Raw genomic sequence first — 25,326 nt, 5'->3', positions numbered from 1 at the left:
TTAGGTCAATTTCAATCGGAGCGGCGCGTCACGCCCGCAGCGCCAAGTCGCCGATGCCCAGCAAGGAGGCGCTGCGCTCCCAGAGGTCCGCCGCGTTCTTGGCGGTCACGTCCCCGGAGGTGCTGCGCACCTTCTTGTCGCTCCAGTACTGCCCGCGCTTGGTGACCCCGGCCGGATCGGTGGCCAGGAAGACGCCGGTCTCGCCGCCCTTGTGCGGGGTGCGCAGGAAGATCTTCCCGATCTTGGTGCCGAACCCCAGCAGGCTGCTGCTGTCGTCCTGCGCGAACTCGGTGCCCACCGCGCCGGGGTGGAAGCAGTTGGCCGAGATGCCGCGCGACGCCGCGCGCGCGTCCAGCTCGCGCGTGAAGAGGATGTTGGCCAGCTTGGTGAGGCCGTACTGGCGGATGGCGCTGAACGACTTCTCGGCCTGCAGGTTGTCGAGGTCGAAGCCCGTGAAGCGATGCCCGATGGAGGACGTGGTGATGACCCGGCCGCCGGCCAGCGGGTCCAGCAGCAGGTGCGTGAGCAGGAAGGGGCCCAGGTGGTTGATGGCGAACATGCGCTCGAAGCCCGCGTCGGTGAGCTCGCGCTTGGGCAGGTAGACGCCCGCGTTGTTCATCAGCACGTCCACCTTCGGGTACTTGGCGCGCACCGCCTTCGCGAACTCGCGCACCGAGTCGGGCTCGCCCACGTCCACCTGCAGCAGGTCCACGGGCCCCTTGGCGCGCTGCTCGATGTCGGCCTTGGCGGCCTCGCCGCGCCCCAGGCTGCGGCAGCCCATCACGATGTGGTGCCCGGCTGCGCCGAGGTCCGTGGCCATGGCCTTGCCGATGCCCGAATTGGCCCCGGTGATGATGATGACTTTGCGCTCGCTCATGGTCCGATCTCTCCGTGCTCTGTGGGCTTCGGGCCGCGATCCTGCGCGGGCGGCGTGTCGGTCGCAAGCCGTTCGTGGGCGTTACCTCCGCAGTCCCGCCCCTGCGTCAGGCGTGGACGCCCACCTTGGCCCAGCGGCCGCGGCGGTAGGCCCACAGCTCCAGCAGCAGCTTCATCCCGTAGCTGGCGGGAAACGCGATCCAGATGCCCAACGGGCCCCAGCCGAGCACGGGGCCCAGCACCAGCGAGAGCGGGATCTGAAAGAAGAAGACCGTGAGCGCGTTGATGGCCAGGCCCGTGTTGGTGGCGCCCGAGCCCTGGAACAGGCCCACGAACGCGAAGTGCGCGCCCACCAGCGGCATGCCCAGCGCCAGCAGCCACATCCACGTGTAGGTCAGGTCTCCCAGCACGCTGCCCGGGTGCGCGCCGAACAGCGCGATGAGCGGGGCGGCGAACAGGATGATCATCACCCCCATGGCGCTGAGCACGCCCGCGGCCAGCCAGCTCGAGGCCCGCACCACCTGGCGCACGCGCGGCACGTCCCCCGCGCCGAGGCTCTGGCCCACCAGCGCGCCGGTGGCCTGCGAGATGCTGAGCCCGGGCACGAACGCCAGGGACTGCAGGCGCATGCCGATGCCGTGCGCCGCCACGGCCAGCGGCTCGGCGCGCCCCAAGAGCGCGATGATCACGAACAGGGCCGAGTTCATGATCATCATGTCGAGCGCGGCGGGCGCGCCCACGCGGAAGAGTTCCTTGGCCAGCGGCAGGTCCATGGGCGCCCACGACAGGCGCAGCTCGAGCGCGGGCTCGGCGCCGCGGCGCAGCAGGTACACGGTGAGCAGCACCCCCACCAGCTGGGCGAGGATGGTGCCCCAGGCCGCACCCGCCAGCCCCAGCGCGGGGACGGGGCCCATGCCGAAGATCAGCACCGTGTTGAGCAGCACGTTGAGCAGGTTCACCACGATGGCCGCGAACAACGCCAAGCGCGTGTTGCCCACGCCGCGCAGCACCGCGCCGAACAGGATGTTGAGGTACCCGATAACCGTCGCGGCCATGAGCGGCGCGAGATAGGTGTAGGCCGCGTCCTCTACGGCGGGCGTGGCGCCCAACATCCACAGGAGCGGCCGCGTGATGGCCACGCCCAACGCGCCTGCCACCACGCCCACGATGAGCGTGAGCTGCACCGACTGCTGCAAGAGGTGCTGCACCCGGTCGCGCGCCCTGGCCCCGTGCGCGCGCGCCACCAGCGCCACGGCGCCCACGGTCACGCCCATCATGATGACGATCATGAGGAACGAGATCTGCCCCGCGAAGCCCAGCGCCATGAGCGCCTCCTCGCCGTTGGGCAGGTTGCCGCACATCACCGCGTCCACGATCAGCGCCGTGACGTTGAGCAGGTTCAGCCCGATCACCGGCAGCGCCAAGCGCACCAGCTCACGCAGCGCAGAAGGCGCGGCGAACGGCGCGCCGGGCAGCGCGTCGACCGTGGTGCTGGGGGGCATCGGGCCGCTCTAGCAGGCGCGAGCGAGCGGGGCACGGTGGTACGCTGCGCGCCATGCGCGGCGACCACTCGGCTCCTCTCGACTTGCTGGCTTCGCGGTACCGGGGTCCCCTTGCCCTCTCGCTCATCCTCGCGCTGGGCGCCGCGTGTGCCGCGGGGTGCGGGGGCTCGCGAGCGGGAACGGCAACCACCACCACGCCGGTCGCACCCGCCAACGAACCCCGCGGGGCCACGGGGCAGCTGCTCGAGGACGCGTTCTTCTCGCGCGTGCCCGGGTCCGACCGCTTCGACATGTCGGCGGCGATCGATGAAGACGGCAGCTATGGCGAGGGGGACTACTACGACGAGGTCGCCGCGGGGTCGGACTACGACGAGGTGGCCACCGGCGATGACCCCGAAGCCGAGGCGCGCCGGTACGAACTGACCGATGCCCAGGCCGAGCTGGCCGAGCTGGAGAGCGCATTGCGCGCCGAACAACACCCGCTCGCCGACGCCGTGAGTGAGCTGCGCGAGCACCTCGCCGACGCCCTTGCGGAGTCCGAGGAGTCGGGCGACACGCTGGTGCTCCGGGAGGCGGTGCAGGCCATCCTGCCGGCGCTGCTGAACGCGGCCGAGGGGATGATGGCCGATGCCACGCCGCGCGCTGGCAACGCGACCGACTGTTCGGCCGCGACCATCGCGCTCTACGCGGCGGTGTTCGACGAGCTGGTGGGTGCGAGCGCGCATGCTCACGTGAACCTGTTGTCGTACACCAGCGAGCGCGAGGAGTGGGAGGCCGCGCAGAGCGAGCAGCTAGAAGGGACGACCGCGCTCCTCCAGTGGATCGAGAGCGAGCCCGCGCTGGACGACCTCGAGCGGGTGCGAGACTCCGCCTCGGACCTCGGCGACGTGCTGCGCGAGGTGGACACCTACCTGACTCGCGGCACGCAACAGGGGGTGGACGACGCGCTCGGCGCGCTACGCGACGCGGAGACCGAGCAGGAGATGCGCGGCGGCCTCGAGACGCTGCGGGCGGCCGTCTTGGCGACGCTCGCCGATGTCCCCCAGCCGCCGCACGGAGCCGTGATCGACGCGTTCCAGGCGCTGCCCGATGGCCTGGACACGATCATGGGGCACCTCCCCACCCCCGGACCGCGCGCGGCCTTGCGCCTCTACCGGCAGCATGAGATCGCGAGGCTGGCAGAACTCATCGGCTACGGCACCGAGGTGCTGGGCGCGGCGGTGCAGTGGGCAGGGGTGGCATGTGGGGCGCCCCCCTGAGCGCTGCCGTGCCCTGCCGACGCCTAATTGAGTTTGACTTTCGTTTTCATTAAGGCAAGGAGTGAGGTCCCACGCGAGCCCCGGATGGCCGAGGAGACGCGACCATGAACCTCATCGAGACCACCAAGAACCTGCTCGTCACCGCCGGCGCCACCTTCGTGCTCTGGCTGCTGTTCGCGCTGTCGCTCGTCAGCGTGATCATCGCGGTAGAGCGCTTCCTGTTCTTCCGCTCGCGCACCGATGACGTGCGGTCGCTGATGGCGCAGCTCGACGGGCACCTGCAGAGCGGTGCGTACGACCTGGCGATCGAGTGCCTGCGCCCCATGCGCTCCGTTGCCGCCGCGGTGGCCACGGCAGGCCTGCGGCTGGCGGGGCGCGGGTCGCAAGCGGCCGACAAGGGCATGCTGAGCGCTGTGGCCGCCGAGCGGAAGACGCTCGAAGCGCGCCTCGTGTTCCTGGGCACCGTGGGCAACAACGCGCCGTTCGTGGGGCTGTTCGGCACCGTCATCGGCGTGATCCTCGCCTTTGAGGAGCTTGGCCAGGCCACGGCCACCGCGGGCTCGGGCGCAGCGAGTCAGGTCGCGTCGGGCGCCGTGATGTCCGCCATCGCCGAGGCCTTGGTGGCCACCGCCGTGGGCATCGCCGTCGCCCTCCCCGCGGTCGCCGCGTACAATTTCTTCCAGCGCAAGCTGGCGGTGCTGCTCGACGACGCGGAGACCGTGTCCAACCTGGTGCTCGCCTACCTGGTGTCGGAGGACGACTAACCGATGGCGAGCTCGGGCCCACGTCGCGGCGGGATCATCGAGGGCATCAACGTGACGCCCCTGGTGGACATCACGCTGGTGCTGCTCGTCATCTTCATCGTCACCGCCAAGATCGTGGTGACGCCGGCGGTGCCGCTCGACCTGCCGCGCGCCGCGGGCGCCGAAGAGCTGCAGACCGTGCTGTCGGTGGTGGTCCCACGCGAGGGGTCCATGCGGGTGGACGGCGAGGCCATCACGGTGGACGCGCTGGTGGTTCGAGCACGCGCCGTGCTGGCCGAGCATCCCGATGCCCGCGCGGTGATCTCGGCGGACCAGGCCGTCTCGCACGGGCGGGTCATCCGCATCTTGGACGCGCTCAGCGAAGGCGGCCTGACCCACGTGGCGTTCGGCGCACTGCGCCCCGACGTGCCGAGCGCGAGTGTGCGTCCACCCGTGGAGGGCACGGTGTCCAGAGAAGACGCGCCTGGAGCCGCCGTCCGATGACGCCGCCACGCAGCGTTGCGCCTGCCGCGCCGAGCATCGCAGGCATCGTGCTCTCGGGGCGCAGGGGGCCACCGCGTCGCGTCACGGGCTTCGCGCTGGTCGTGGGGCTCGCGGTGCACCTGGGAGTGGGCTGGGCCAGCGCCATGCTCCCGCCGCCGAGCTCGGCGCTCGTGGTGGCGGCGCGCCCGCAGTTGCGCGTGTCGATGGCGCGCGAGATCCCAGTGCCACCGCCTGCCCCGGTCGAGCCGCTGCCCCCAGCGCCCGAGCCTGTGCTGCGGCAAGCCGCATCGTTGCCGAGCCGCGAGGCCGCAGCGGAAGTCGCACCGCCTGCCGAGCCCATGCCTCCTGCCGAGCCCGCGCCCGCCGCACCCGCAGAGGCCGCTGAGGTGGTGCAAGCCGCGGCGGATCCAGGCGCCGCCGAAGCGCCGGGCTTCTCGGTGGTCACCGGCGCAGGCGAGGTGTACGCGGGCGGGGTCACGGCCAGCACGGGCACCAGCACGAGCCCAGTTCACTCCAACAACGTCGACGCGCGCCGGGGGGTCACAGACGGAACCGGCGCCGGGGCCGCCGCGCCCAACTCGCAGGCTCGCCCGGTGGGGCAGCCCACCCGCGCCTGGCGCTGCGACTGGCCCGCCGCCGCGAGCGGCCTCGACGTGGACGTGGAGTTCGTGAACATGCGGGTGGCCGTGGAAGCCAGCGGCGAGATCACCGACGTGCGCGTCGTCCGGCACTCCGGCTACGGCTTCGACGTGGAGGCGCGCCGCTGCGCGCTGCGTCACAGCCTGCCGCCGGCGCGTGACGCACGGGGCACCCCGGTGCGCACCGCTTCGCACCCCATCCGGCTGCGCTTCGAGCGCTGAAGCAAGGGCGATTATCGCGCCCATGGATCCCGACACGCCCTTCGTGCACGATGATCGGGTGCAGGACCCACTCGCTCGTCCGTTGAAGCTCGCCTGTGGTGCCACGCTCCCCAACCGCGTGGCCAAGGCGGCCATGACGGAGGGCCTGGCCGACCCGCACGACCAGCCCACCGAGCGGCACACGCGCCTCTATCAGCGCTGGGCCGAGGGCGGCGTGGGGCTCTCCATCACCGGCAACGTCATGGTCGACCGGCGCTTCCTCGAGCGCGCGGGCAACGTGGTGCTGGACCAGACGTCGTCGCTCGACGCGTTTCGTGTGTGGGCCAAGGCCGGCACCGCGAACGGCGCGCAGCTCTTCATGCAGCTCAACCACCCGGGGCGGCAGTGCACGCGGTCCACATCGCAAGAGCCGTTGGCGCCCTCGGCGGTGGGCCTCCACCTGCTGGGCCTGTTCGCGCGCCCGCGCGCGCTGCGCGGGCACGAGATCGAGACGCTGATCCGCGCATGGGCCAACGCCGCCCGCTTGGCCAAGGAGGCCGGCTTCAGCGGCGTGCAGATCCACGCCGCCCACGGCTACCTCATCAGCCAGTTCCTCTCGCCCATCGTGAACCTGCGCGACGACGAGTGGGGCGGGCCGCTCAAGAACCGCGCGCGCTTCCTGCTCGAGGTGGTGCGGGCCGTGCGCCGCGAGGTGGGCGCGCGCTTCCCCATTGCCGTGAAGCTCAACTCGTCGGACTTCCAGAAGGGTGGCTTCACCGCCGTGGAGTCCGCCACGGTGGCGCGCTGGCTGGCCGACGAGGGCGTGGACCTCCTCGAGATCTCCGGTGGCACCTATGAAGCGCTCGCGTTCGTGAACGACGGCATGCGCAGCTACGAAGGCCGCGCCAAGTCCACGAAGGCGCGCGAGGCGTTCTTCCTGGACTACGCGCGCACCATCCGCGCGGCGGCGCCCGAGCTGCCCATGATGGTCACGGGCGGCTTCCGCACCGCGGGCTTCATGCGCGAGTCGTTGCGCGACGACGAGGTGGACGTCATCGGCATCGCGCGTCCGTTCTGCCTCGAGCCGGACCTCGCGCGCCAGCTGCTGTCGGGCACGCTGGACGTGCTTCCCACGCCCGAGCGCGAGCTGCGCCTGGGCCCCGGTGCGCTCGGCCCCGACAGCGAGAACGCCAAGGTGCGCGGCCTCAACAACCAGGCGGCGGTGGCGTACTTCTACGCGCAGATCATCGAGCTGGCAGAAGGGCGCGGCCCACGCAGCACGCTGTCGGCGCGCCGGGCGCTGGTGGAGCACATGCGCGGCGAGCTGCTGCGCTCCCAGGCGCGCGCGTTCCAGAGCTGACGCCTCGCCGGCCACGCCGGGGAACCGGCCCACTCGTCGCGATGTGGACGGGGGCCCCCGGGCGCGGAATCCTTGTGCGCGCAGACTTCGGATCGCACGTTCCCGCCGGTCGGCCCATACTCCCCGCCGTCAGACCTCCCGTGGCTCTCCTTTAAGGTCCCCGCGCTCGGGCACCCCACCTCGCATGTCCCTTCGACCGCCCTCCTCTCTCGCGCCCCACGCGCCCCCACGCCACCTGGCGGCGCTCGTGTTCCTCTCGTTGGGGATCGCGGGCTGTGGCAGCAATGGCCTGCCCGACGCTCAGGCGCGCGGCGAAGCCCAGCCCACCCCGAACACGGGCGCCGGCAGCGAGCAGGCCGAGCCCGCCACGGCGGTCGCCGAGCTCGCGGAGCCGGAGGAGGAGCCAGCGAGCGCCCCGCCGCTCACGCCGGTGCAGCGCAACACGCTGCCGTTGATCACGCCCATCACCGACAGCATGCGCGCCAACCTGCGCCGCATCGCCGCGCGCAACGCCGACCTGCGCGACGACGTGTTCGCCAAGATGGGTGGCTCCAGCATCGTGAGCCAGGCCTACCTGCACTGCTTCGCCGGGCCCGACGTGGACCTCGGGCCGCATGGTGAGCTGTCCCCCACGCTGGACGCCTTTCGCGCCGCCGACGTGGCCGGCGGCAACGTCTTCATGCGCACCAGCGAGGCCGCGGGCGTGGGCTGGAGTCTGCGCCAGGGCATGACCGGGCGGCCGTCGCGCGTGCAGCGCGAGATCCGCACGCTGCGCCCACGCTTCGCGCTCGCTTTCTTCGGCGGCAACGACGTGCAGGCCATGAACCCGCGCGTCTATGCGCGCCGCCTGATCGCGCTGGTGGAGAACCTCACCGAGCAGGGGGTCATCCCCATCCTGGGCGCCATCCAGCCACGCCGCAGCCGCGAGATGGAGCCGTGGGTGCAGCGCTACAACAGCATCACCGCGTCGGTGGCGCAGGCGTTCGACCTGCCCTACGTGGACTTCCACCAGGCCATGCTGCCGCTGCCGGGTCTGGGCCTCGCCGCGGACGGCGTGCACCCCAACGTGTTCCGCCGAGGGCCACGGATGCTGCCATGCGACCTCACGGACGAGGGCCTCTCGGGCGGCCACAACATCCGCAACCTGCTCACGCTGCAGGTGCTGCACCAGGTGCGTCAGGCGCTGGACGGGCCCACCGGCGCGCCCGACGCGAGCGCCCCCCCTCTGCCCCTCGGCGAGGGCACCGTGACGTCTCCCGAGGGCATCGCGACCCTGCCCTTTGCCGCGCGCCTCTCGCCCAGCGTGGCCACGCTGGACGGCTACGACGGCTGCGAGGCCGCCGGGGCGCCGGGCCCCGAGCGTGTCTACCGCGTGCTGGTGGACACGCCCATGCGCATCCGTGCGTCGGTGGTCACGCCGGACGACGAGGTGCACGTGGGCATCTACCACCTGGGCGAAACGGTGGACGCGGCGCTCTGCCAAGGCGGCGGCACCCCGGAAGGCATGTTCGAGCTAGCACCCGGGCTGCACCACTTCGTGGTGGAGGTGGACCCGCAGTCGGCGCGTGACCTGCACGACGCACCGGTGCTGTTCTCGCTGGTGGACGAGAGCGAGTGATGAGCGACACGCTGCTCATCCACGAGATCTACGCGTCCATCCAGGGCGAATCCACGTGGGCCGGGCTGCCCTGCACGTTCGTGCGCACGTCGGCCTGCAACCTGCGTTGCCGCTGGTGCGACACGCCGCAGGCCTTCTCGGGCGGCGAGCGCATGAGCATGGAAGACGTGCTCGCGGCCGCGCTAGCCACGGGCACGCCGCTGGTGGAGCTCACGGGCGGCGAGCCGCTGCTGCAGAAGGGCGTGCTGCCGCTCATGGCAGCGCTTGCCGATGCGGCGCGCACCGTGCTCATCGAGACCAGCGGGGAGCGCGACATCAGCGCTGTGGACCCGCGCGTGCACCGCATCATGGACTTGAAGGCCCCGGGCAGCGGCGAGCACGAGCGCAACCGCTGGGCCAACATCCCCCTGCTCACGAAGCGCGACGAGGTGAAGTTCGTGCTGGCCGACCGCGCCGACTACGAGTGGGCGCGGGGCGTCATTCGCGAGCACGACCTCAGCGCGCGCGTGGCCTCCGTGCTGATGAGCTGCGTGTTCAACGAGCTCGCCCCGCGCGACCTGGTGGCGTGGGTGCTGGAAGACGCGCTGCCCGTGCGCGTGCAGCTGCAGATGCACAAGTACATCTGGGCCCCCGACGCCACCGGCGTGTAGCGGTCGAAGGCGTCGTAGCGCCCCCCTTGGCGGACAGCCGGCGGTGGCGATAGACTGATTGCCGTATGCACTCGCACCACACTCGGTCCCCGCTCGCTCTCAGCACGCTGCTCGGCTTGTCCGCAGCCACCAGCGGGTGCGTCTCGTGGGAAGAGCTGCCGGCCGGCGCCACGGGCTTCCTGGTGGTGGACCAGGCCGAGCTGAGCGGCACCGTGGACGGCGCGGCCCTCGACCCGAGCACTACCGAAGCCTCGGGCTACTGCATCTCGGCCGGCTGGCGGCTCGAGCTGCGCGCCGAGACCATGGCGGGTGACCCGGTGGTGAGCGTGATCGAAGTGGTGGACCTGGACATGCAGGATCGCGACGCCACCGTGCAGTTCGTGGAGCGCGGCCCGGCGCTGCTGGTGGAGGACGCGAGCGAGGCCGGCCAGCTGAAGCTGTGGACCTGTGTGGGCGACGAGAGCGCCCCCGAGTTCGAGCAGGAGGCCAGCGAGGTCACGCTCGACATGGTGACCAACGAGCAGGGCGACATCGAGGTCACCTACGCCGCCACGTTCGACAACGGCGACGCGATGCAGGGGCAGTTCGAGATGGAGATGCCGGTCGTCGACTGACGCGCAGGAGATGGCGCGCCGCCCATGAGCACTTTCGCCAGCGCCTTGCCTATGAGAACCGCGCGCCGTGTCGCCGCCATCGCCTGGGGGTTGACGCTGGCGCTGCTGACGGCGCCGCTGGCTGCGCGTGCCCAAGTGGAGGGGCCGGGCGCGTTGGCTCCTTCGGCACCGCCGGGCGTGGAGGCGCCCGAAGCCGACGACACCGCCACCAGCGAGGACGCAGGGCTGCCACCCCCCTACGCACCCGACGCGCCCCTCGGCCCGGTGCCTCCGGTTCCGCCGGCCTATGCACCCGACGCGCCTCGGGAAGGGACCACGGTGGAGGTGCCGCAGCCAGGGATCCGGCTCCGACCGGTGGGCGACGAGCCCCCGGCAGGGACCCCGACGCGGCGGGAGCGCCGCCGGCAGCGCTGGGCGCCCGAGCGCCGGGCCGGCCACCGCATCGGCCTCGACGCCATCGCGTTCGGGGGAGCGATCGACGGCGCCGCCTTCGCGGGGGACTGGCGCTTCCGGGCCGAGCGCGCGTTCTTCTCGCTGGTGCGCGTGGGTCCCCTGGCGCTCGGCAAGGCCGGCGGGGACCGCATCGGGGTGCTCGACGCGAGCTTCGTGCTGGGCTTCGACACGCGCCTCTTCGCCATCGGGGCTGGCGCGGGGATCACCTACTTGCGCATCGACGACACCACGCGCCGCGTGCAAGGGCTCGCCAGCATCGGCCGGCTACACCTGCGCGCTGGCGCGCTCGACGGCCTGCACGGGCAGCTCGAGCTGGGCGGGGCGCTGGTCGATGGCGAGGTGGTGATCACGCATGCCAACCTGGCGCTGCGCTTCCCGCTGCGGCGCAACCGCCTCTTCGACGTGGTGTTCGAGATCATGGAGGCGGCCTCGTGGGTGCAGCTCCAAGCGGGCTTGATCCTGCGCATCCCCGGCCTGCCCGACTCGCGGTGGCGGGTGCGGCCGCACGTCGGCGTGGTGGAGATCATCGACGCCATCGGGCGCGACGGAGGGCCCGCGCTGGCCGCAGGGATCCAGCTGCTCTACCTGGGTGACCGCGAGTAGCTCAGAGCGCGTAGGAGCCCGAGAGGCCCTCGCCGGTGAACGTGCCCGCCAGGCGCTCGGCCTCCAGGAGCGCGCTCTTCAGCTTGGCGCGGCCGCGGTGCAGCAGCACACGCAGCGCACCACGGGTCACGCCCATGCTGTCGGCGGCGTCGTCGCGGGAGACGCCCTCCACGTCGCAGAGGGTCACGGCCTCGCGCTCACGGCGAGGCAGGGCGGGCAGCTCCACGTCGATCACGCGCAGGGCGGCCAGGTCGTCCAAGCGCTCGCGCTGGGGCGGCAGCGAGGGCGGCGCGTGGTGCTCCTCGAAGCTCACCGAAGGGCGCCGACGGCGGTGATGGTCCGCGATCTTCCTGCGCAGAATGGCCGTCAGCCAGGTGCGCACCGCGGCGCGCCCCTCGAAGCGGTCGGCCGCCGTGATGGCCGCCGCCCAGGTCTCTTGCACCAGGTCACGCGCCAGCTCGGGCTCGCGCACGCGGCGCACCGCATAGCTCAAGAGCGCGGGCTGGTGGAGGGCGATCAGGTCGGCGTCGATGACGAGCGTGGTGTTCATGCGGGTGGGCGCGCGCCAGGGACGCGGGAAAGGGGAAAGCGGCCGGTCTTTTGGAACAGTCGGTCCAAAAGTGACCACGGCCCAGTGCCGCGCAAGGGGGGCAGCGAAAAATTGTTGAGATTGGGGCGCGGCCGGCCGAACGTCGGAGCCCCTATGGACCTCTACTTCATCGTTGGTGAGCTCACGTTTCCTGGCGGTGTGGCGGAGCAGTGGCGCGCTGCGGACCTCCCCCCCACCGCAAAGCGTCGGCAGCCGACCACACTCGACGCGGTGCTGGCGTCCGCGGAGGGCCCGGTTCGGCTCGAGGTTCGCGACGACACGGTCTCGCTTCGGGTGTACCTGATCGACTCGGCGTACTTCATGGTGAAGGACGAGCTCGCCGCGTCGCTCGAGGTTGCCAGGAAGCTCGGCGCGCGCGGCGAGTGGTACTCGGGTGATCATGTCGCGGGGCAGCACGCCGTGCTGCCCCACTCCGCCAAGCGTGCGGCCTTGCACACGTTGAAAGACGTGAGCGCGTGGACCGTCGAGGCTGCAGCACTCGGGGAGGACGCGACGGAGGGCGCATCCGAGTCGAAGAAGCCCCGGAAGAAGCCCACGAAAAAGACTCCACAGAAGGGTGCCACGAAACGTGGTCGAACCACCGGATCGGGCGCGAAGTGACCAGCAGCACGTGGTGAACTCCTCGCCGGACGCTCCGTGACCCCTACAGCTCTTCCGACGTGACCGACTCGAAGGCCAGCTCGCCGATGCGCTCGAAGTCGCAGTCGAGCCGGTACACGGTGTAGCTCGGCGGCTCCGAGAACACGCCCTCCGCGACCTCCAACGCGCACGTGTCGCCGTCGGGGCTCGGGAGCACCACGCCGAAGTACTGGCCGAACACGTGGTGCGCGGCCCAGTAGGACATCTCCCAGTAGTTGTTCGTGTCGATCGCCGCGCCGTTGAAGTTGCCCTCGACCGACAGCAGAGGTCCCGCCACCGGGTAGAGCCCGATGATGTCCGGGTTGTCCGAGCCCACGATGGTGACCACGTCGAAGGTGAGCTCGCCGCCCTCGAACGCCACCGTCAGCCGGCGCCGCCGAAACACGTCGGGGCGCGGCGTGGCCCATGCCGAGGCATCGGGCTGGCAGTCCGCTCCCATGAGGCGCACGCCGGTGCCCTCGTCCAGGCTGCAGCCGTCACCGTCCACGCACACTTCGAGCGTCTTGCCCGCTGCGAGGTCGTAGATGGACATGCGCGCGTCCCCGATGGCCAACGGCTGGGTGGCGATGATGGAGCCCTCACGACTGACCGAGCCCGGTCCGTCGATGCCCTGGGCGGCGCCGCCAGGCTCGCTGCGGGTGCAGAGCGGTAGGGTGTAGGCCCCCGAGGTCTCCTCGTTCGGGAGGCGGTACGTGCCCGCCGGCAGGCGCAGCATGAGCTTCTGTCGAAAGACCTCCGCGATGGGGCTCGCGCTGTTGTTCTCGCCGGCCACCGTGCACAGCACGAGGTCCTCGGCCTCCACGAACGTGGTGTTCCAGCTGGGGTCGGCCACGTGCTCGGCAGCCGTGGGGCAGCCGGTCCAGTCCTCCTCGGGCGGGGGATCCACGGTGCCACCACCGGTGCCGCAGCCGGCGAGGAGAGTCGAGAAGAAGGGGGTGAGCCCGAGAACCACAGGAAGCAAGCGAGTCATCATGAGGGGAATGCTAGTCAGCCCGGCGCCGACTACCCATGGGAATCAAGGGGACTCTCGGACGTTCCACGCCGTGCACTACATCACGGGAAGCTTTCACCAGACCAACCTCGCCCAGGTGGAGCTCTTCGTGGCGGGGTGGCTGGGTCGGACCCAACAGCGGCACCGGATCTTCGGAACGACGTGGGAGGTGGAGTCTGCCACCATGAAGTTCCACCTCGAGACGCTGGATCCGCAGCAAGCCAAGTACCACTTGCACGTAGAGCTCGAGGCCTCGCGGGAGGAAGCCACACGCTGGATCGAGGGGATGACCTCCGCGCTGCTGGCCGCAGACATCCTCTACGACATCGGCCATCGGGAGCTGGGTGGACAGGGGGAAGACATCGGTGAGGAGCTGACGTACGCCCACCCGGACTTCGAGCGCCGCTACGTGCCTCCGCCTCCCTAGAGGGGTGAGCTCGGGCCTCCGCCGCCGGCCGTGCCCGTCGGTCCTCGAACTTGCTCTCCGGAGGCCCGCGGTGGCACAGAAGAGGGATGCCTCTGCTGCCGCAGTCCCCGGAGCGTTACCTGCGCGCACCCCGCCTGATCACCAACGAATCCGGGGCGGGGGCCACGCTGCACGTCATCGCCTGGGAGTCCGGGAAACATGGTGAGTCGGGGCCGCCCAGTGGGGAGCGAGTGCTTCGCTTCCAGCTGGATGCCGCTGGCGAGGTGCTGAGCGAAGAGGCGGGCCCGCTCCTGCCTGGCGTGATGGCGCTCGCCGCGGACCACCCGGAGCCGTGTGACGACTCGGCTGAGCTGCTGGCGGCCGTCGCGCCCAGCACAGGGGCGCGCGTCACGGTGGAGCATGGGCAGGGGATCAGCCGCGTGTGGCTGGACCTGCCCGGCGCGGAGCGCGTGCTGGTGTTCGAGGCACCGTGCATGGTGGCCGCGCCAGCCGTACTCCACGGGCCCGAGGGGCACTTGGTGGCGTTCCACCACGACCTGCGCGAGGACCGCCTCGAGACCGACGTGGCCAAGTGGATCGCGCTGCGGCTGGTGCGTGATGACGGCCAGGTGCTGGAGCCGGCGGCGCCCATGACCGACCGCGACCGCGACCGCGCCGACGTGGAGCAGAGCTTCGAGTTCCCCGCGCTGGCGGTTGGCCCGCGTGGCGCGGTGGCGCTCTTCGGGCGCGGCTCGCACAATTTCTGGCGTCAGGATCTCGATGCCACGGGCTTTCACGCCCGCGTGGCGCTGAGTGACGGCGAGTGGGGCTCGCGTGGGCGCTGGGTGACCGTCGCTGCGGTGCAGGGTGCGGACGGGCAGCGCTTGCTCACGGCCCAGCGCGACCGGCGCGGTGTGCTGCTGCAGTCCCTCGAGCCGCCGCTCGGCGAAGCGCCTGCGTGGGTGCCGGCCGAGGTCCGCCCGCGCGTGACCCCCGCCTCGTTGGTGGCCCGCGCCCCCGAATCCGACCCGGCGCGCGCTCACGGGCTGCAGACGTTCTTCGGCGACATCCAGCAGCACAGCGCGCACTCGGACGGTGTGGGCAGCGCCGACGAGGTCTACCTGCGCGCGCGCTACCGCTACGACGACGACTTCGTGGCGCTCACCGACCACGAGTCGTTCCTGGGCAAGCGCACGGGCCCCGGCGAGTGGGCCTACCTGCAGGACGTGGCCGACCGCTTCGACGAGCCGGGCGCGTTCGCCACGCTGATCGCCTACGAGTGGACCGGCAAGATGTACCCGGGGCCGGGCCACAAGTGCGTGTACCTGCCGCGCCGTGGGCTGCCGCTGGTGTCGCGCGACGACCTGCCCGAGGGCGGTGACCTGGTGCGCGCCGTGCGTGCGTTGGGCGGCATCGCGTCTCCGCACCACATCGGCTGGACCGGCTGCGACGAGCCCGGGCACGACCCCGAAGGGCAGCCCGTGTGGGAGATCTGCTCGTGCCACGGCTGCTACGAGCACGCGGACCACCCGCTCGGCATGCGCGGCGAGCACGTGCACCAGCTGGCCGACGTCATGCTGAAGAAGGGCCTGCGCTTCGGCTTCACCGCGTCGAGCGACAGCCACGGCCTGCTCTACCACCACGGCGAGGCACGCAAGCGTGACCCGTACCGCACGGGCCTGACCGCCGTGCAGGCGCCCGAGCTCACGCGCGATGCCGTGTTCGAGGCGCTGCGCACGCGCCGCTGCTACGGCACCAGCGGCGCCAAGATCCTGCTCGACATGCGCGTGGATGGCGAGCCCATGGGCAGCACGCTGCAGCGCACGGGCGCGGTGCAGGTGAGCGCGCGAGCCCACGGCGAGAGCAGCGTGGCGCGCCTCGAGCTGATCACCCGCGACGGCGTGGTGGCCACGGCAGCGGGCAGCGACCGCGACGCGGTGATCGAAGCCGAGGTGAGCGCGGACTACGTGTACGCCCGCGTGGTGCAGCAGGACGGCGAGATGGCCTGGGCCTCGCCCGTGTTCATCGAGGGGTGAGCGGCGCCGAAAGGGTGCATCATCCGTAGATGAACCGCCCTTCCCTGCTGGCCCTCGCGCTGACCACGCTCACCTCCTCCCTCGCTGCGTGCAGCGGCGCCTCGAATCCGGCGTCCACCACCACGCCCATGGACGGCGCGGACTCCACCGTCACCATCGAGGACGCCATCCGGCACCTCGAGCGCGGCGAGCCGCTCGACCGCGTGTGCTTCGGCGAGTCTCCGCGCGGCGACGTGATGTGTGCGGTGGGCTCGCGCAGCATCCAGGACGGCGCCACCCTCAGCATCCGCGTGCTGGGCCCGGAGCCGGTGGAACTCACATACTACCAGCACCCCGAGGGCCAGCAGTTCCTCGAGGTGGACCCCGCCGTGGTGGACCGCAACGCCATCGCGAACGCCCGCAACCTCGCAAACGCAGGCGGCTTCGAGCCGCTCGCGGACCCGGGCGTGATGGTCCCCCCGGGCAGCGACTCGTCTGTGGGCGTGCAGGTGCTGCGCCGCACCCGAACGCGCACTGGCCAGGAGGGCGACCCCACCACGGGCGAGTGGCCCGTGTTCCGAGACACGCTCGAGCTGCGCTGCGGCGAAGAGTTCCGCACCATCCCGCTCGAGGGGCCCGCGTTCGGCCACACCGTGGGCGAGCCCACCATCACGGCGCGCGCGCTCGCGGACGGCACACTGCTGCTCGCGGCCTCCGTGAGCTTCAGCCTCGAGGGCGACCAGGGCAGCGCGACCGACGCGGTGATCATCCATCCCATCGCCATCTGCGAGTAGCCCCCGCAGGCTATCGTGTGCGCGTGCGTGCCCACGCGCTCCCGCGATGGGTCGTGGATGACGACGAGTCGATTCGTGCCGAGAATCTAGCGAACGCGCCAGATGCGTGTGGGGACGGTCATGCCCACGCACTCGCCGGTACCCGCCGCGTCGCCGTTGGCCTGGCTGCTCATCACGAAGATGGAGCGCGTGGGGAAGTGGAAGGCCGTGGTGAAAGGCTTGCCCATGCGCGCGTTGGTGCCCGCGCCCGCGACGTCGCCGCAGGTGTTGGGCGCGCCCACCAGCGTGCTCGAGCCAGCGGTCAGCAGGTCGGCCTGGCGCAGCGTGAAGCCGTTGTACTCGGCCCAGTACACGCTGGTGCCGTCCGAGGTGATGTCGCGCGGCCGGCTCAGCTGCGCGAGCGCGGGGTTCGGGCTGTCCTGGTAGCCTGCGGTCCCCGAGCCCAGGAACACGTCCAGGTAGCCGGTGGCCACGTTGTAGCGATAGATGCGGTGGTCGCCGTTGTCGGTGAGGAACAGGTTCCCCGAGCCGTCGCTGGTCATGTAGCGCGGGCTGCCGAGGCGCGCGGCGCTGCCGTAGCCCGTCTGCGCGGCCGTGCTCGGACACGTGGGTGAGCTCGGCCCCACCAGCGTGCGCACCGCCGTGGTGGCCGGGTCGAACGAGCGCAGCGTGCCGCAGTTGCCGTCCAGGAAGTAGACCTTGCCGTTGTAGTAGGTGAGCCCGCGCAGCTCGCCGATGCCCGCGGCCGTGCCGAGCCCATCGCTGTGGCCGCCCCACGCGGCGGTGCCGGCTTCGATCTGCGGCAGGGCGTTGCACGGCAGCCCCGCGCTCTCGCACGCGGCGATGTCGAGCGACATGATGTACGGCCCGAAGTTGTTGGCCGAGCCGTGCGCGTACCACAGCGTGGTGCCGTCCGAGACGGGGGTGGTGGCCGCGCCGGTGAGCCCCGAGATCACCGTCTGCACGGTGCAGCTGCCCGCGGCCGCGAGCGCGGTGATGCAGGCTGCGATGTCCACGCGGGTGATCGCCCCCGAGCCCTCGACGGCCATCCACAGGTACGTGTTGTCGGCGTACATGGTGGTCACGCCGGCCACGCTGAGGAACGGCGAGATGTTCCCGAGCAGGTTGCAGGTGGGGTTGCAGCCGTCGCCGTTCATCAGGTCGCCGTCGTCGCAGACCTCGCCCGTGTCCATGTTCCCGTCGCCACACATCGCACCCACGGGCTCCAGCTGGCACGTCGCCGAGCAGCCGTCGTTGGGGGCGTTGCCGCCGTCGTCACACGCCTCGCCCTGCGCCGCCTCGAGCATCCCATTGCCGCACGCGGAGCCCACCTCCAGCACGCAGGCCGCGCTGCAGCCGTCCCCCGAGTTCGGGTTCCAGTCGTCGCACTCTTCCCCGCGCGCGTAGTCCACCACGCCGTCGCCGCACGCCGGGCAGCGACACGTCGCGCGACACACGTTGGGGCAGGCACCCGACGCGGTGTTGGAGTTGTTCGCGCCGAGGTCGCACGACTCGCCCGTCTCCGTGGTCCCGTTGCCGCAGGTGGTGGACTCCACCGAGCACGTGGCCGAGCAGCCGTCCCCCGGCGCGTTGCCGCCGTCGTCACACGTCTCGGTGCCGCCGTATGCCGCGATGTACATGAAGCCGTCGTTGCAGCTGGCCGCCTGGCAGGTGCCCGTGGGGCCGTCGGGGCAGGCGTCGGCGAGGATGCCGTTGCCGTCGTCGCAGGCCTCGCCGCTGTCCACCACGCCGTTGCCACACAGCGGCATCACGACGGGGCCCTGGTCCGTGGCGGCGTCGTCGATGGTGCCGTTGTCGGAGGGGCCCTGGTCGGCAAGAGGCCCCTGGTCGGCGGCCGGGCCGTCCCCCGAGGACCCACATCCCCAGCCAAGAAGAGAGAGGGAAACAAGCAGGATGAGTGCGCGCATGAAGACACCCCCGGTGACGAGACAGCGATAACACTATCACAGTGTCAGTGGGCTCGTCGCTAGGCTTGCCGATGCCCGGGGGCCCGCCCAGACTAGGCCCGATGTCCCTGCTCACCACGCCCCGCGCGCTGTTCGCGCTGCTCATCGCTCTCAGCGCCAGCGCCTGCCTCAGCCCCGAGTCCGCCAGCGGCGAGGTGGCCAGCGCCGAGACGCAGCAGGCCAACCAGTACACCACCAACGGCGTGGTGCGCGGCATCGACCGCGACCGGCTGAGCATCACCATCCAGCACGAGGACGTGCCGGGCTACATGCCCGCCATGACCATGCCCTTCAGCCTGCGCAGCGCGAGCCAGGTGGACGGCCTCGACGTGAACGACGCGGTGCGCTTCACCTTCGCGGCCGAGGGCGGCGGGCGGCACGCCATCGTGTCCATCACGAAGCGCTGAGCCCATGCACAACCCCGTTGGCGTCTCGCTCCCCGAGCTGCTCGAGAACTTCGAGTTCCTCGACGACTGGATGGAGCGTTACCGCTACATCATCGAGCTGGGCAAGCGCCTGCCGGAGATGCCCGAGGCGCTGCGCACCCCCGAGAACAAGGTGCTGGGCTGCCAGAGCCAGGTGTGGCTGGTGGTGGCCGAGAGCGACGACCCCGAGCGCATCGTGTTCGAGGCCGACTCCGACGCGCACATCGTGCGGGGCCTGGTGGCCATCCTGCTGGTGATGTTCAGCGGCAAGACGCGCGACGAGATCCGCGCGCTCGACCCGCGCCCCACCTTCGCCGAGCTGGGCCTCGACCAGCACCTGAGCCAGGGCCGCAGCAACGGGCTCTTGTCCATGGTGGGGCGCATCAAGGCGCTGGCCGCGGCGTAGCGCTCCCGTGCGCTAGCGCTTGCGGCTAGCGTAGTACGCGGCGATGCGCGGGTGCTCCCCGATGCGGGCGCAGTGCGCGGCGAGCGCGGGCGTGAGCTCCTGCACGAAGGTGGTGGGGATGTGGTCGAGGTAGCCCGCCGTGAGGGCGCGCACCTGCACGAAGACCTTGAGGTCGGCCACCGTGAGGCGCTCGTCGGCGAAGTACTGGCCGCCGCCGCGCGTGAGCAGCTGGTCGAGGCCCTTCAGCAAGCAGGTGAGCGGGCCCTTCACGAGCGCCTCGCGCGCGTCGCGCATGGCGTCGCCCTTGAGGCCGAAGGTGCGCCCCAGCTGGTGGCCGATGTCCTCCACGGCGTCCAGCGCCTCGTCGCAGTAGAGCGCCTGCAGCGCGTCTTGGGGGTAGAGCCCGGCCAAGCGGCCCACGTAGCGGTTGAGCGCGTTCGACTGCGTGACCTGGGCGCCGTCGATGGTCATCACGGGGAGGGCGTTGAAGCGCAGGGTGCCGCGCTTCTGGCCGAACTCGGGGAACGCCCAGCGCTCGTCCTCGAAGGGGATGTCACCGATGTGGAAGGCCAGGCGGATGGACTCGGCGCGGCCGCCGTCCATGTCGAAGTAGGTGAGCTTGTAGTGGGTCATGGGGCTCTCCCGTAGCACGAAGGGATTTCTCAACGCCCAGGTTTCGTACCAGAGTAGGACCCGTGAGCGACCTCCTCCACCCATCCGGCAAGGCAGCAGACCCCGTCGTCCGGCTTCGCGGCCTGATCCGCCGAAAGACCACCGAGAAGCAGCGCTTCCAGAAGGAGATGGAGCAGCTCGACCTGGCCATGGGGCCTCTCCGCGAAGCGGCGCAAGAGGCGCTCACGGTGGACGGCGAGGTGCACGCGCGCTTCCAGCAAGCGATGGCCAAGCCGGGGCTCTCGAAGGCGAAGAAGAAGCAGGTCCGGGAGCTGTACGAAGAGCTGATGCGCGACGGCGTGCTCGCCCCCCCTCCCGGCGCGACGGAAGAGGCGGACGACTGCCCATGCCCGGCGTGCACCGCGGCCCGCGCCGCGCGAGGCGGGCGCAACGACGCAAGTGAAGCGGAGGCGGGCGCCGAGGGCTTCGACGGGACACCGTTCGGCGCTACTCCGTTCGAGGGACGGCCCACGGGGAGCATGCCTGCCGACCACGCCGCCGCGAAGAAGCCCGACCGCGACAAGGGGCTGCGGGCGCTATACCACAAGCTCGCGCGGCAGTATCACCCCGACCGAGCGGAGGACGACGCCGAGCGCGCCGCGCACGGAGACGTGATGCGTCAGGTGAACGACGCCTACCACAGCGGCGACACGCAGCGCTTGCTGGAGCTGAGCCGTGAGCTCGGCATCGACGTCGAAGGGCTCGTGGGGGGCACGGGCCTGCTCCAAGAGCTGGTGCAGCAGTACGAGAACCTGAAAGCCGAGCTCCGCGCGATGCGGGCCAGCTTCCTGGGCACGCTGGTCATCGACACCCGCCGCGCCGCGCGCGACCGCAGCGACCCTCCCCTCGAGATGCTGCTCGCGTACGAAGTGGCGAAGCGCGACGAGCTCCGGCGAGTGCGCGACTTCGTAGGCGGCTTCGTCGAAGGGAAGGTCTCGCTCACGGAGCTGATGGAGGGCCCCCCGCGGGACGATGCCGAGGAACTGGAAGGCTTCGGAGGCCTCTCGGGCCTGGACATCTTGGAAGGCCTCGACGACTTCGACGACCTCGACCCGGAGGACGTGGCGTTGCTGCAAGAGGTCCTGCGCGGCGACCCGCGGGGGGCCGCGTTCGAGAGTATCTTGCGCGCCGTCGGGGAAGTCGTGAGGAGCACCGGGCCGGTCAGGCCTCGCAAGGCGCGGGCGAGCGCCAAGGGCAAGAAGAACGGTCCACCGAAGAGGCGGTGAGGCACCGCGCCCGGTGGCTCACATCCGAACGACGAGCTTCCCGAGGACGCGGTCGCTCTCCATCAGGGCGTGGGCCTCCCGCACCTGGCCGAAGTCGAACGTGCGCACCCGGAGCGATCGAATCCTGCCCGCCGCGATACCGGCTGCGATCGCGCCTAACGGCGAGTCGATGAGCGGCAGAGCCGCCGTGCCGAGCAGGCCGCTCGGGAAGAAGCTCAGCCGTATCGCGTTCGGGAGGTCCTGCATCAGATGCAGGTTCTCCATCACCGGGGGACCTCCGAGCAAGCCGATGACGGCGACACCGCCAAACGGCTTGAGCGTCTTGATGGTGTCGCGCAGGGTGGCGGCGCCTACCACCTCGAGCGCCGCATCGACCCCTTCGGGAAACGCGCGCCTCACGTCCTCGTGGACCTCGCCACCATCCACGACGACCAGGTCGGCGCCCACCTCACGCAGTCGCGGCGCGTTGTCTGCCGAGCGCGTCGTCGCGATGACCTGGGCGCCGAGGCTCTTCGCGTAGACGACAGCCGCCATTCCAACGGAAGCCGTGGCCCCACGAACCAGCAGAGTCTGGCCCTTGGCGAGGCCGAGGCTCTTGGTCAGCGCACCCCACACCGTGAGGTACGACTCGGGCAGCGCCGCGAGCTCCTCCCAGGACAGCGTCGTGTCCTGCAGGTCGATGACGTTGCTGCGCAGCACCGCCACCTCTTCCGCGTAGCTTCCGCTCCGCGAGAACTGCAGGCCGCCCATGGCCGTGCCGACCCTCTGGCCCGCCGCGAACGTGCCGGACGGATCCGAGATCACCTCGCCCACGGCTTCGATGCCGGGCACCACAGGAGTGCTGATGGGGCCCATCTTGCCGGTTCGGCGATAGACCTCGGCCCGGTTCAGACCGAAGGCGCGGACGCAGATCGTCACCTCGTCCGCCTTGGCCTGCGGCGCGGCAACCTCAGCCAGCGTGAGCACCTCGGGGCCGCCAGCGCGTTCGATGATGTAGCCTTTCATGGTGGTGCCTCAGGCTGGGGGTTGGTTGGTGGCAAACAGGTAGCGGTGGATGCGCCACTCACCGCTCTCGCGGCGAAAGACGAAGAGCTCGTTGTTGCCTTCGGAGACTTCGGAGTCGGCGGCAAGGATGCGCGTGCGGCCGGCGGAGCTGGTGCGACCCCAGGCCCAATCGCCCGCCTCGTGGATCTCGTGGACTTCGAACCGGACACTGAGCTTGAGGGTGGCGAACACCTGCTCGTAGCCGGCGCGCACGGCATCGCGGCCAACGAGCGCGGGCGCGTGCTGCGGCATGAAGACGGGCTCGCTGCCGTACAGCGTCAGGATTCTCTCGACGTCGCTGGCGTTCAGCGCGGTCTCGTACTGGGCGATCAGGTCCTGGATGGTCATGGGCGGTTCTCCTTGGGCAGCGGTGACTCGCTGCCGACTGAAGAGACATAGACCTACCGGATTTGAAACATCAGGCCGAAGAATGGCACCATGCCTTCCACAAATGGAAGGAACCACATGGACCTCAACGCGACCGAGCTGTTCATCGCCGTGGTTCGGGCGGGCAGCCTGTCTGCGGCGTCACTCGAGACCCGGGTGCCGCTGGCCACGCTCAGCCGCAACGTCCGCCAGCTGGAGGAGCAGCTCGGCGTCCAGCTGCTCGAGCGCACCGCACGGGGCGTGAAGCTCACGGACGCGGGCATGTTGCTGTACGAGCACGCCAGCCGCGGCATCGACGCCCTGCACGAGGGCGAGCTCGCGGTGACCAGCCACCAGCACGTGCTCAAGGGACGTTTGCGGCTGTCCATACCCCCGTCGTTCGAGCCCTGGTGGGAGCTGCTGGCCGCCTTCCAGCGGGAGCACCCGGACATCCAGGTGGTGGTCTACACGACCGAGCGCGCCGTCGACCTGAGCGCCGAGGGCATCGACGTCGCCCTGCGCATCGGGCCCGTGGTTCACGAGAGCCTGGTGGCGAAGCGCCTGCTGCGGTACCGCCACATCCTCGTGGCGAGCCCCACCCTGATCGCGCGCTGCGGGATGCCCACGAGCCGGGACGCGCTGCTGACGTTCCCGGCGGCCATGTGGGTGCGCGACGCGAACGCTCGGCGGCCCTGGCGTCTCGGCGAGCGTGAGGTCGAACCGACGCCGCTCCTGGCCGTGAACGACTATCTCCACCTGCGCCGACGCGCGATCGCGGGAGACGTGGTGACGGAGCTCCCTCCGTTCCTCGCGGCGGAGGCGCTCCGTGAGGGGCGGCTCGTGACGCTGCTGCCGGACCACCCATTCCCCGAGCAAGAGGTGAGCTTGCTCTACAAGCGGCAGCCGCATCCTTCACGGGTCATCCGCGCGTACCTGGACTACTGCCAGCGGACTGTGGCCGGCTACCTCGGTGGAGCTTGAGCCGGACACTCGCCGCTTCGTTCTCTTGCGCGCTGGAGGACTAGATCAGGCAGGCAGGGGTTCAACGACGGGGTGGGCCACCCACCGTTGGCCACCTCCACCCCGCGTGTCATCCTGCGCGGGCGCGGTCGACACCCGGCCCGCTTCGAGGACGTCTGGACATGAATGCTCTCAGGGTGCCACGCGGCGGGGTCATGGCCGCGTGGTTGGTGTGGATGGTTGGGGTGGCTTCCGCGATGGGTGGGTGCACTCTCCTCTTCGGGGCGGATGAGCACCAGGGCGGCGTGCCGGACGGCAGCGTGGACCTGGGCGCGGACACCGGGATAGACGCGGCCGAAGCCTGCGCCGAAGACGCGGACCGAGACGACGACGGCGCGGACGCCATCGAATGCGGCGGCATGGACTGCGACGACACGCGCGACGACGTGTATCCGGGGGCTCCCGAGATCTGCGCCAACGACGTGGACGAGGCGTGCGGTGGCGCTGCGCTGCGTGAGCTGTTGGCCGTCGAGTCCACGGTGACCGAGCACCCCGCGCGGACACTCTTCAGCTTCGACCAGCTCGACCTCGAAGCCACGCCCTTCGTGGCGCCCATCAGCCTGGCGTCCACCACGGCTGGCGAGAGCTGGTTCGTGGCCGCCTCCATCGAGTCGGACGGCGGGAACAACTCGGCGTTCATCATCCGAGCCACGGGCAATGATCCCACGTCGTTCGTGCAGATCTCGAACTACATCGCCGCCCCGCCCGAGCTGAGCAACCTGGTGAGCATCGCGGTCATCCGCGATGGGAACACGCCCGCCGATCCCGACATGGACCTGATCGCCGTGCGGCGCAGCCCCGATGGGAATGACATCGCCGCGTACTACGGCGACATCGACACGTCGGGCACCGACATCGCCATCACCAGCCTGGGCGGCATCACCACCACGGAGGACGTCTCGTTCCGGCCCGGCGGAATCATGACTGGCGGCGCCGAGCCGCCGCGCTGGGTGGTGGGCGAGATCGGCGCGGCCTCCCTGCCGGACCGCCTGAACTCGTGCCGTCAGGGCTCGCCCGCCACGTGCGTGGAGGTGGACTCCACGCTCGCGCCGGCGGAGTCCAGGGACCCGGTGAACGCGGCGGGGTCACCCTCCGGCCACGTGTTCTTCACCACCAGCAACGGGAACCTGGCGGTCTGGGACCTGACGTCCAACGGCGAGACCATCGTGGGCGCCGCGGACGTGATCTCCGATGCCACCACGATCCAGGGCCGCCCCGCGGTGGCCCAGGTGGGCGTGATGGCAGGCGCCCCGAACCGGCACCACTACGTGCTCGCGCTGCGCTACCAGGTGCAGGGCGGGGCCATCCGCCTCGCGCTGGTGCCGGTGGTGTGCAGCCGCGCCCAGACGCTGGGGACGTGCTCGCTGGGCGATCGCGTCGAGGTCACCGGGACCTCCGGTACTCCCTCGGGCCCGCTGGCCATCGTGGGCTACGGGGCTGGCCGCTTCGCGCTCTTCTTCGGCACGCGCGCGGCGGCCGGTGACGCGCTGCGCATGCTGACGGGCAGCTATGACGTGAGCGCGCCCGACGACCCCATCAGCCTCGGTGGGACGCGCGTGATCGAGGCCTTCCCCGGCAACAGCAACCGCCTGCGCGACGTCGCTGCGGCGTACCTCGAGCGCGTCACGGAGCGCTCGGTCATCTCGGTCATGTGGCAGGACGGAACCTCCCAGATCGCGCTCGACACCACCGCCTTCTCCTTCTGCCAAGAGCCATGATGCGAG

26 protein-coding genes are annotated in these 25,326 nt (G+C 70.9%); 18 read left to right on the top strand and 8 right to left on the bottom strand.

Going from position 1 to position 25,326, the window contains the following annotated elements; genetic code table 11:
- Nucleotides 1-28: 28 nt before the first annotated feature.
- Nucleotides 29-877, bottom strand: a complete 849-nt coding sequence (locus IPI43_23680; protein MBK7777089.1) for an SDR family NAD(P)-dependent oxidoreductase — start codon at nt 875-877, stop codon at nt 29-31.
- 106 nt (nt 878-983) lie between these two features.
- Nucleotides 984-2,378, bottom strand: a complete 1,395-nt coding sequence (locus tag IPI43_23675; GenBank protein MBK7777088.1) for an MATE family efflux transporter — start codon at nt 2,376-2,378, stop codon at nt 984-986.
- A 53-nt stretch (nt 2,379-2,431) separates the two neighbouring features.
- Here IPI43_23675 and IPI43_23670 point away from each other — a divergent pair, with 53 nt between their 5' ends.
- From IPI43_23670 to IPI43_23630, 9 genes are all read left to right on the top strand, one after another.
- Nucleotides 2,432-3,637 carry a hypothetical protein gene (locus IPI43_23670; protein MBK7777087.1) on the top strand — a complete coding sequence of 402 codons (1,206 nt, stop codon included), beginning with the start codon at nt 2,432-2,434 and terminating at the stop codon, nt 3,635-3,637.
- Nucleotides 3,638-3,741: 104 nt separating this feature from the next.
- Nucleotides 3,742-4,401 (top strand): MotA/TolQ/ExbB proton channel family protein, encoded by a 660-nt coding sequence (locus IPI43_23665; GenBank protein MBK7777086.1) that lies wholly within the window; start codon nt 3,742-3,744, stop codon nt 4,399-4,401.
- Between the two features lie 3 nt (nt 4,402-4,404).
- A complete protein-coding gene (locus IPI43_23660; protein ID MBK7777085.1) occupies nt 4,405-4,884 on the top strand; it encodes a biopolymer transporter ExbD in 480 nt (159 codons plus the stop codon).
- Entirely contained in the window at nt 4,881-5,744 is an 864-nt protein-coding gene (locus IPI43_23655) for an energy transducer TonB (GenBank protein MBK7777084.1), read from the top strand. The genes IPI43_23660 and IPI43_23655 overlap by 4 nt, the downstream gene beginning before the upstream one ends.
- Nucleotides 5,745-5,766: 22 nt before the next feature.
- The gene (locus tag IPI43_23650) at nt 5,767-7,083 is read left to right on the top strand and encodes an NADH:flavin oxidoreductase/NADH oxidase family protein (GenBank protein MBK7777083.1); all 1,317 of its coding nucleotides are present in this window, start codon (nt 5,767-5,769) and stop codon (nt 7,081-7,083) included.
- Nucleotides 7,084-7,267: 184 nt separating this feature from the next.
- On the top strand, nt 7,268-8,701 hold the full coding sequence (locus tag IPI43_23645; protein ID MBK7777082.1) for an SGNH/GDSL hydrolase family protein: 1,434 nt from the start codon (nt 7,268-7,270) through the stop codon (nt 8,699-8,701).
- Nucleotides 8,701-9,351 carry a radical SAM protein gene (locus IPI43_23640; GenBank protein MBK7777081.1) on the top strand — a complete coding sequence of 217 codons (651 nt, stop codon included), beginning with the start codon at nt 8,701-8,703 and terminating at the stop codon, nt 9,349-9,351. Before IPI43_23645 ends, IPI43_23640 begins: the two co-directional genes overlap by 1 nt.
- Nucleotides 9,352-9,416: 65 nt before the next feature.
- Nucleotides 9,417-9,965, top strand: coding sequence for a hypothetical protein (locus IPI43_23635; GenBank protein MBK7777080.1), 549 nt, complete (start codon nt 9,417-9,419; stop codon nt 9,963-9,965).
- Between the two features lie 24 nt (nt 9,966-9,989).
- The gene (locus IPI43_23630; GenBank protein ID MBK7777079.1) at nt 9,990-11,021 is read left to right on the top strand and encodes a hypothetical protein; all 1,032 of its coding nucleotides are present in this window, start codon (nt 9,990-9,992) and stop codon (nt 11,019-11,021) included.
- A gap of 1 nt (nt 11,022) precedes the next feature.
- Here IPI43_23630 and IPI43_23625 read toward each other — a convergent pair whose 3' ends face one another.
- Nucleotides 11,023-11,571 carry a sigma-70 family RNA polymerase sigma factor gene (locus tag IPI43_23625; protein ID MBK7777078.1) on the bottom strand — a complete coding sequence of 183 codons (549 nt, stop codon included), beginning with the start codon at nt 11,569-11,571 and terminating at the stop codon, nt 11,023-11,025.
- 153 nt (nt 11,572-11,724) lie between these two features.
- On the opposite strand from IPI43_23625, the gene IPI43_23620 reads away from it, so the two are divergent.
- Entirely contained in the window at nt 11,725-12,231 is a 507-nt protein-coding gene (locus IPI43_23620; protein MBK7777077.1) for a hypothetical protein, read from the top strand.
- A 43-nt stretch (nt 12,232-12,274) separates the two neighbouring features.
- On the opposite strand, the gene IPI43_23615 is transcribed toward IPI43_23620, so the two are convergent.
- Nucleotides 12,275-13,243 carry a hypothetical protein gene (locus IPI43_23615; protein MBK7777076.1) on the bottom strand — a complete coding sequence of 323 codons (969 nt, stop codon included), beginning with the start codon at nt 13,241-13,243 and terminating at the stop codon, nt 12,275-12,277.
- A 70-nt stretch (nt 13,244-13,313) separates the two neighbouring features.
- On the opposite strand from IPI43_23615, the gene IPI43_23610 reads away from it, so the two are divergent.
- The 3 genes from IPI43_23610 to IPI43_23600 all read left to right on the top strand — a co-directional run bounded on the left by IPI43_23610 (nt 13,314) and on the right by IPI43_23600 (nt 16,476).
- Nucleotides 13,314-13,688: a hypothetical protein gene (locus IPI43_23610; GenBank protein MBK7777075.1), complete on the top strand. Its 375-nt coding sequence runs from the start codon at nt 13,314-13,316 to the stop codon at nt 13,686-13,688.
- An 86-nt stretch (nt 13,689-13,774) separates the two neighbouring features.
- On the top strand, nt 13,775-15,703 hold the full coding sequence (locus tag IPI43_23605) for a CehA/McbA family metallohydrolase (protein MBK7777074.1): 1,929 nt from the start codon (nt 13,775-13,777) through the stop codon (nt 15,701-15,703).
- A gap of 29 nt (nt 15,704-15,732) precedes the next feature.
- Nucleotides 15,733-16,476 carry a hypothetical protein gene (locus tag IPI43_23600; protein MBK7777073.1) on the top strand — a complete coding sequence of 248 codons (744 nt, stop codon included), beginning with the start codon at nt 15,733-15,735 and terminating at the stop codon, nt 16,474-16,476.
- A gap of 86 nt (nt 16,477-16,562) precedes the next feature.
- On the opposite strand, the gene IPI43_23595 is transcribed toward IPI43_23600, so the two are convergent.
- Nucleotides 16,563-18,404, bottom strand: a complete 1,842-nt coding sequence (locus tag IPI43_23595; protein MBK7777072.1) for a hypothetical protein — start codon at nt 18,402-18,404, stop codon at nt 16,563-16,565.
- Nucleotides 18,405-18,505: 101 nt separating this feature from the next.
- On the opposite strand from IPI43_23595, the gene IPI43_23590 reads away from it, so the two are divergent.
- Nucleotides 18,506-18,850 (top strand): copper-binding protein, encoded by a 345-nt coding sequence (locus IPI43_23590; protein MBK7777071.1) that lies wholly within the window; start codon nt 18,506-18,508, stop codon nt 18,848-18,850.
- A 4-nt stretch (nt 18,851-18,854) separates the two neighbouring features.
- Nucleotides 18,855-19,274: a SufE family protein gene (locus tag IPI43_23585; protein ID MBK7777070.1), complete on the top strand. Its 420-nt coding sequence runs from the start codon at nt 18,855-18,857 to the stop codon at nt 19,272-19,274.
- Between the two features lie 12 nt (nt 19,275-19,286).
- Here IPI43_23585 and IPI43_23580 read toward each other — a convergent pair whose 3' ends face one another.
- Nucleotides 19,287-19,907 (bottom strand): glutathione S-transferase family protein, encoded by a 621-nt coding sequence (locus IPI43_23580; GenBank protein MBK7777069.1) that lies wholly within the window; start codon nt 19,905-19,907, stop codon nt 19,287-19,289.
- Nucleotides 19,908-19,969: 62 nt separating this feature from the next.
- Here IPI43_23580 and IPI43_23575 point away from each other — a divergent pair, with 62 nt between their 5' ends.
- Nucleotides 19,970-21,172 (top strand): J domain-containing protein, encoded by a 1,203-nt coding sequence (locus tag IPI43_23575; protein MBK7777068.1) that lies wholly within the window; start codon nt 19,970-19,972, stop codon nt 21,170-21,172.
- Nucleotides 21,173-21,190: 18 nt separating this feature from the next.
- On the opposite strand, the gene IPI43_23570 is transcribed toward IPI43_23575, so the two are convergent.
- Together IPI43_23570 and IPI43_23565 are read right to left on the bottom strand one after the other, a co-directional pair.
- Nucleotides 21,191-22,177, bottom strand: coding sequence for a zinc-binding dehydrogenase (locus tag IPI43_23570; GenBank protein MBK7777067.1), 987 nt, complete (start codon nt 22,175-22,177; stop codon nt 21,191-21,193).
- A 9-nt stretch (nt 22,178-22,186) separates the two neighbouring features.
- On the bottom strand, nt 22,187-22,564 hold the full coding sequence (locus IPI43_23565) for an SgcJ/EcaC family oxidoreductase (protein ID MBK7777066.1): 378 nt from the start codon (nt 22,562-22,564) through the stop codon (nt 22,187-22,189).
- 117 nt (nt 22,565-22,681) lie between these two features.
- Between IPI43_23565 and IPI43_23560 the strand changes: the two genes are divergently transcribed.
- Together IPI43_23560 and IPI43_23555 are read left to right on the top strand one after the other, a co-directional pair.
- On the top strand, nt 22,682-23,563 hold the full coding sequence (locus tag IPI43_23560) for a LysR family transcriptional regulator (protein MBK7777065.1): 882 nt from the start codon (nt 22,682-22,684) through the stop codon (nt 23,561-23,563).
- Between the two features lie 161 nt (nt 23,564-23,724).
- Entirely contained in the window at nt 23,725-25,320 is a 1,596-nt protein-coding gene (locus tag IPI43_23555; GenBank protein ID MBK7777064.1) for a putative metal-binding motif-containing protein, read from the top strand.
- Nucleotides 25,321-25,326 lie beyond the last annotated feature (6 nt).

Source organism: Sandaracinaceae bacterium (assembly GCA_016706685.1).
Taxonomy (GTDB): Bacteria; Myxococcota_A; Polyangia; order Polyangiales; family Houyiibacteriaceae; genus JADJJE01.
Note: the sequence above shows the minus strand (reverse complement) of the source record. Positions and strands in the feature narration are given on the sequence as shown.

Excerpts from the sequence above, each read along its gene's own strand:
- IPI43_23680 (MBK7777089.1), bottom strand. The coding sequence starts at position 877 with ATGAGCGAGCGCAAAGTCATCATCATCACCGGGGCCAATTCGGGCATC.
- IPI43_23675 (MBK7777088.1), bottom strand. The coding sequence starts at position 2,378 with ATGCCCCCCAGCACCACGGTCGACGCGCTGCCCGGCGCGCCGTTCGCC.
- IPI43_23670 (MBK7777087.1), top strand. The coding sequence starts at position 2,432 with ATGCGCGGCGACCACTCGGCTCCTCTCGACTTGCTGGCTTCGCGGTAC.
- IPI43_23665 (MBK7777086.1), top strand. The coding sequence starts at position 3,742 with ATGAACCTCATCGAGACCACCAAGAACCTGCTCGTCACCGCCGGCGCC.
- IPI43_23660 (MBK7777085.1), top strand. The coding sequence starts at position 4,405 with ATGGCGAGCTCGGGCCCACGTCGCGGCGGGATCATCGAGGGCATCAAC.
- IPI43_23655 (MBK7777084.1), top strand. The coding sequence starts at position 4,881 with ATGACGCCGCCACGCAGCGTTGCGCCTGCCGCGCCGAGCATCGCAGGC.
- IPI43_23650 (MBK7777083.1), top strand. The coding sequence starts at position 5,767 with ATGGATCCCGACACGCCCTTCGTGCACGATGATCGGGTGCAGGACCCA.
- IPI43_23645 (MBK7777082.1), top strand. The coding sequence starts at position 7,268 with ATGTCCCTTCGACCGCCCTCCTCTCTCGCGCCCCACGCGCCCCCACGC.
- IPI43_23640 (MBK7777081.1), top strand. The coding sequence starts at position 8,701 with ATGAGCGACACGCTGCTCATCCACGAGATCTACGCGTCCATCCAGGGC.
- IPI43_23635 (MBK7777080.1), top strand. The coding sequence starts at position 9,417 with ATGCACTCGCACCACACTCGGTCCCCGCTCGCTCTCAGCACGCTGCTC.
- IPI43_23630 (MBK7777079.1), top strand. The coding sequence starts at position 9,990 with ATGAGCACTTTCGCCAGCGCCTTGCCTATGAGAACCGCGCGCCGTGTC.
- IPI43_23625 (MBK7777078.1), bottom strand. The coding sequence starts at position 11,571 with ATGAACACCACGCTCGTCATCGACGCCGACCTGATCGCCCTCCACCAG.
- IPI43_23620 (MBK7777077.1), top strand. The coding sequence starts at position 11,725 with ATGGACCTCTACTTCATCGTTGGTGAGCTCACGTTTCCTGGCGGTGTG.
- IPI43_23615 (MBK7777076.1), bottom strand. The coding sequence starts at position 13,243 with ATGATGACTCGCTTGCTTCCTGTGGTTCTCGGGCTCACCCCCTTCTTC.
- IPI43_23605 (MBK7777074.1), top strand. The coding sequence starts at position 13,775 with ATGCCTCTGCTGCCGCAGTCCCCGGAGCGTTACCTGCGCGCACCCCGC.
- IPI43_23600 (MBK7777073.1), top strand. The coding sequence starts at position 15,733 with ATGAACCGCCCTTCCCTGCTGGCCCTCGCGCTGACCACGCTCACCTCC.
- IPI43_23595 (MBK7777072.1), bottom strand. The coding sequence starts at position 18,404 with ATGCGCGCACTCATCCTGCTTGTTTCCCTCTCTCTTCTTGGCTGGGGA.
- IPI43_23590 (MBK7777071.1), top strand. The coding sequence starts at position 18,506 with ATGTCCCTGCTCACCACGCCCCGCGCGCTGTTCGCGCTGCTCATCGCT.
- IPI43_23585 (MBK7777070.1), top strand. The coding sequence starts at position 18,855 with ATGCACAACCCCGTTGGCGTCTCGCTCCCCGAGCTGCTCGAGAACTTC.
- IPI43_23580 (MBK7777069.1), bottom strand. The coding sequence starts at position 19,907 with ATGACCCACTACAAGCTCACCTACTTCGACATGGACGGCGGCCGCGCC.
- IPI43_23570 (MBK7777067.1), bottom strand. The coding sequence starts at position 22,177 with ATGAAAGGCTACATCATCGAACGCGCTGGCGGCCCCGAGGTGCTCACG.
- IPI43_23565 (MBK7777066.1), bottom strand. The coding sequence starts at position 22,564 with ATGACCATCCAGGACCTGATCGCCCAGTACGAGACCGCGCTGAACGCC.
- IPI43_23560 (MBK7777065.1), top strand. The coding sequence starts at position 22,682 with ATGGACCTCAACGCGACCGAGCTGTTCATCGCCGTGGTTCGGGCGGGC.
- IPI43_23555 (MBK7777064.1), top strand. The coding sequence starts at position 23,725 with ATGAATGCTCTCAGGGTGCCACGCGGCGGGGTCATGGCCGCGTGGTTG.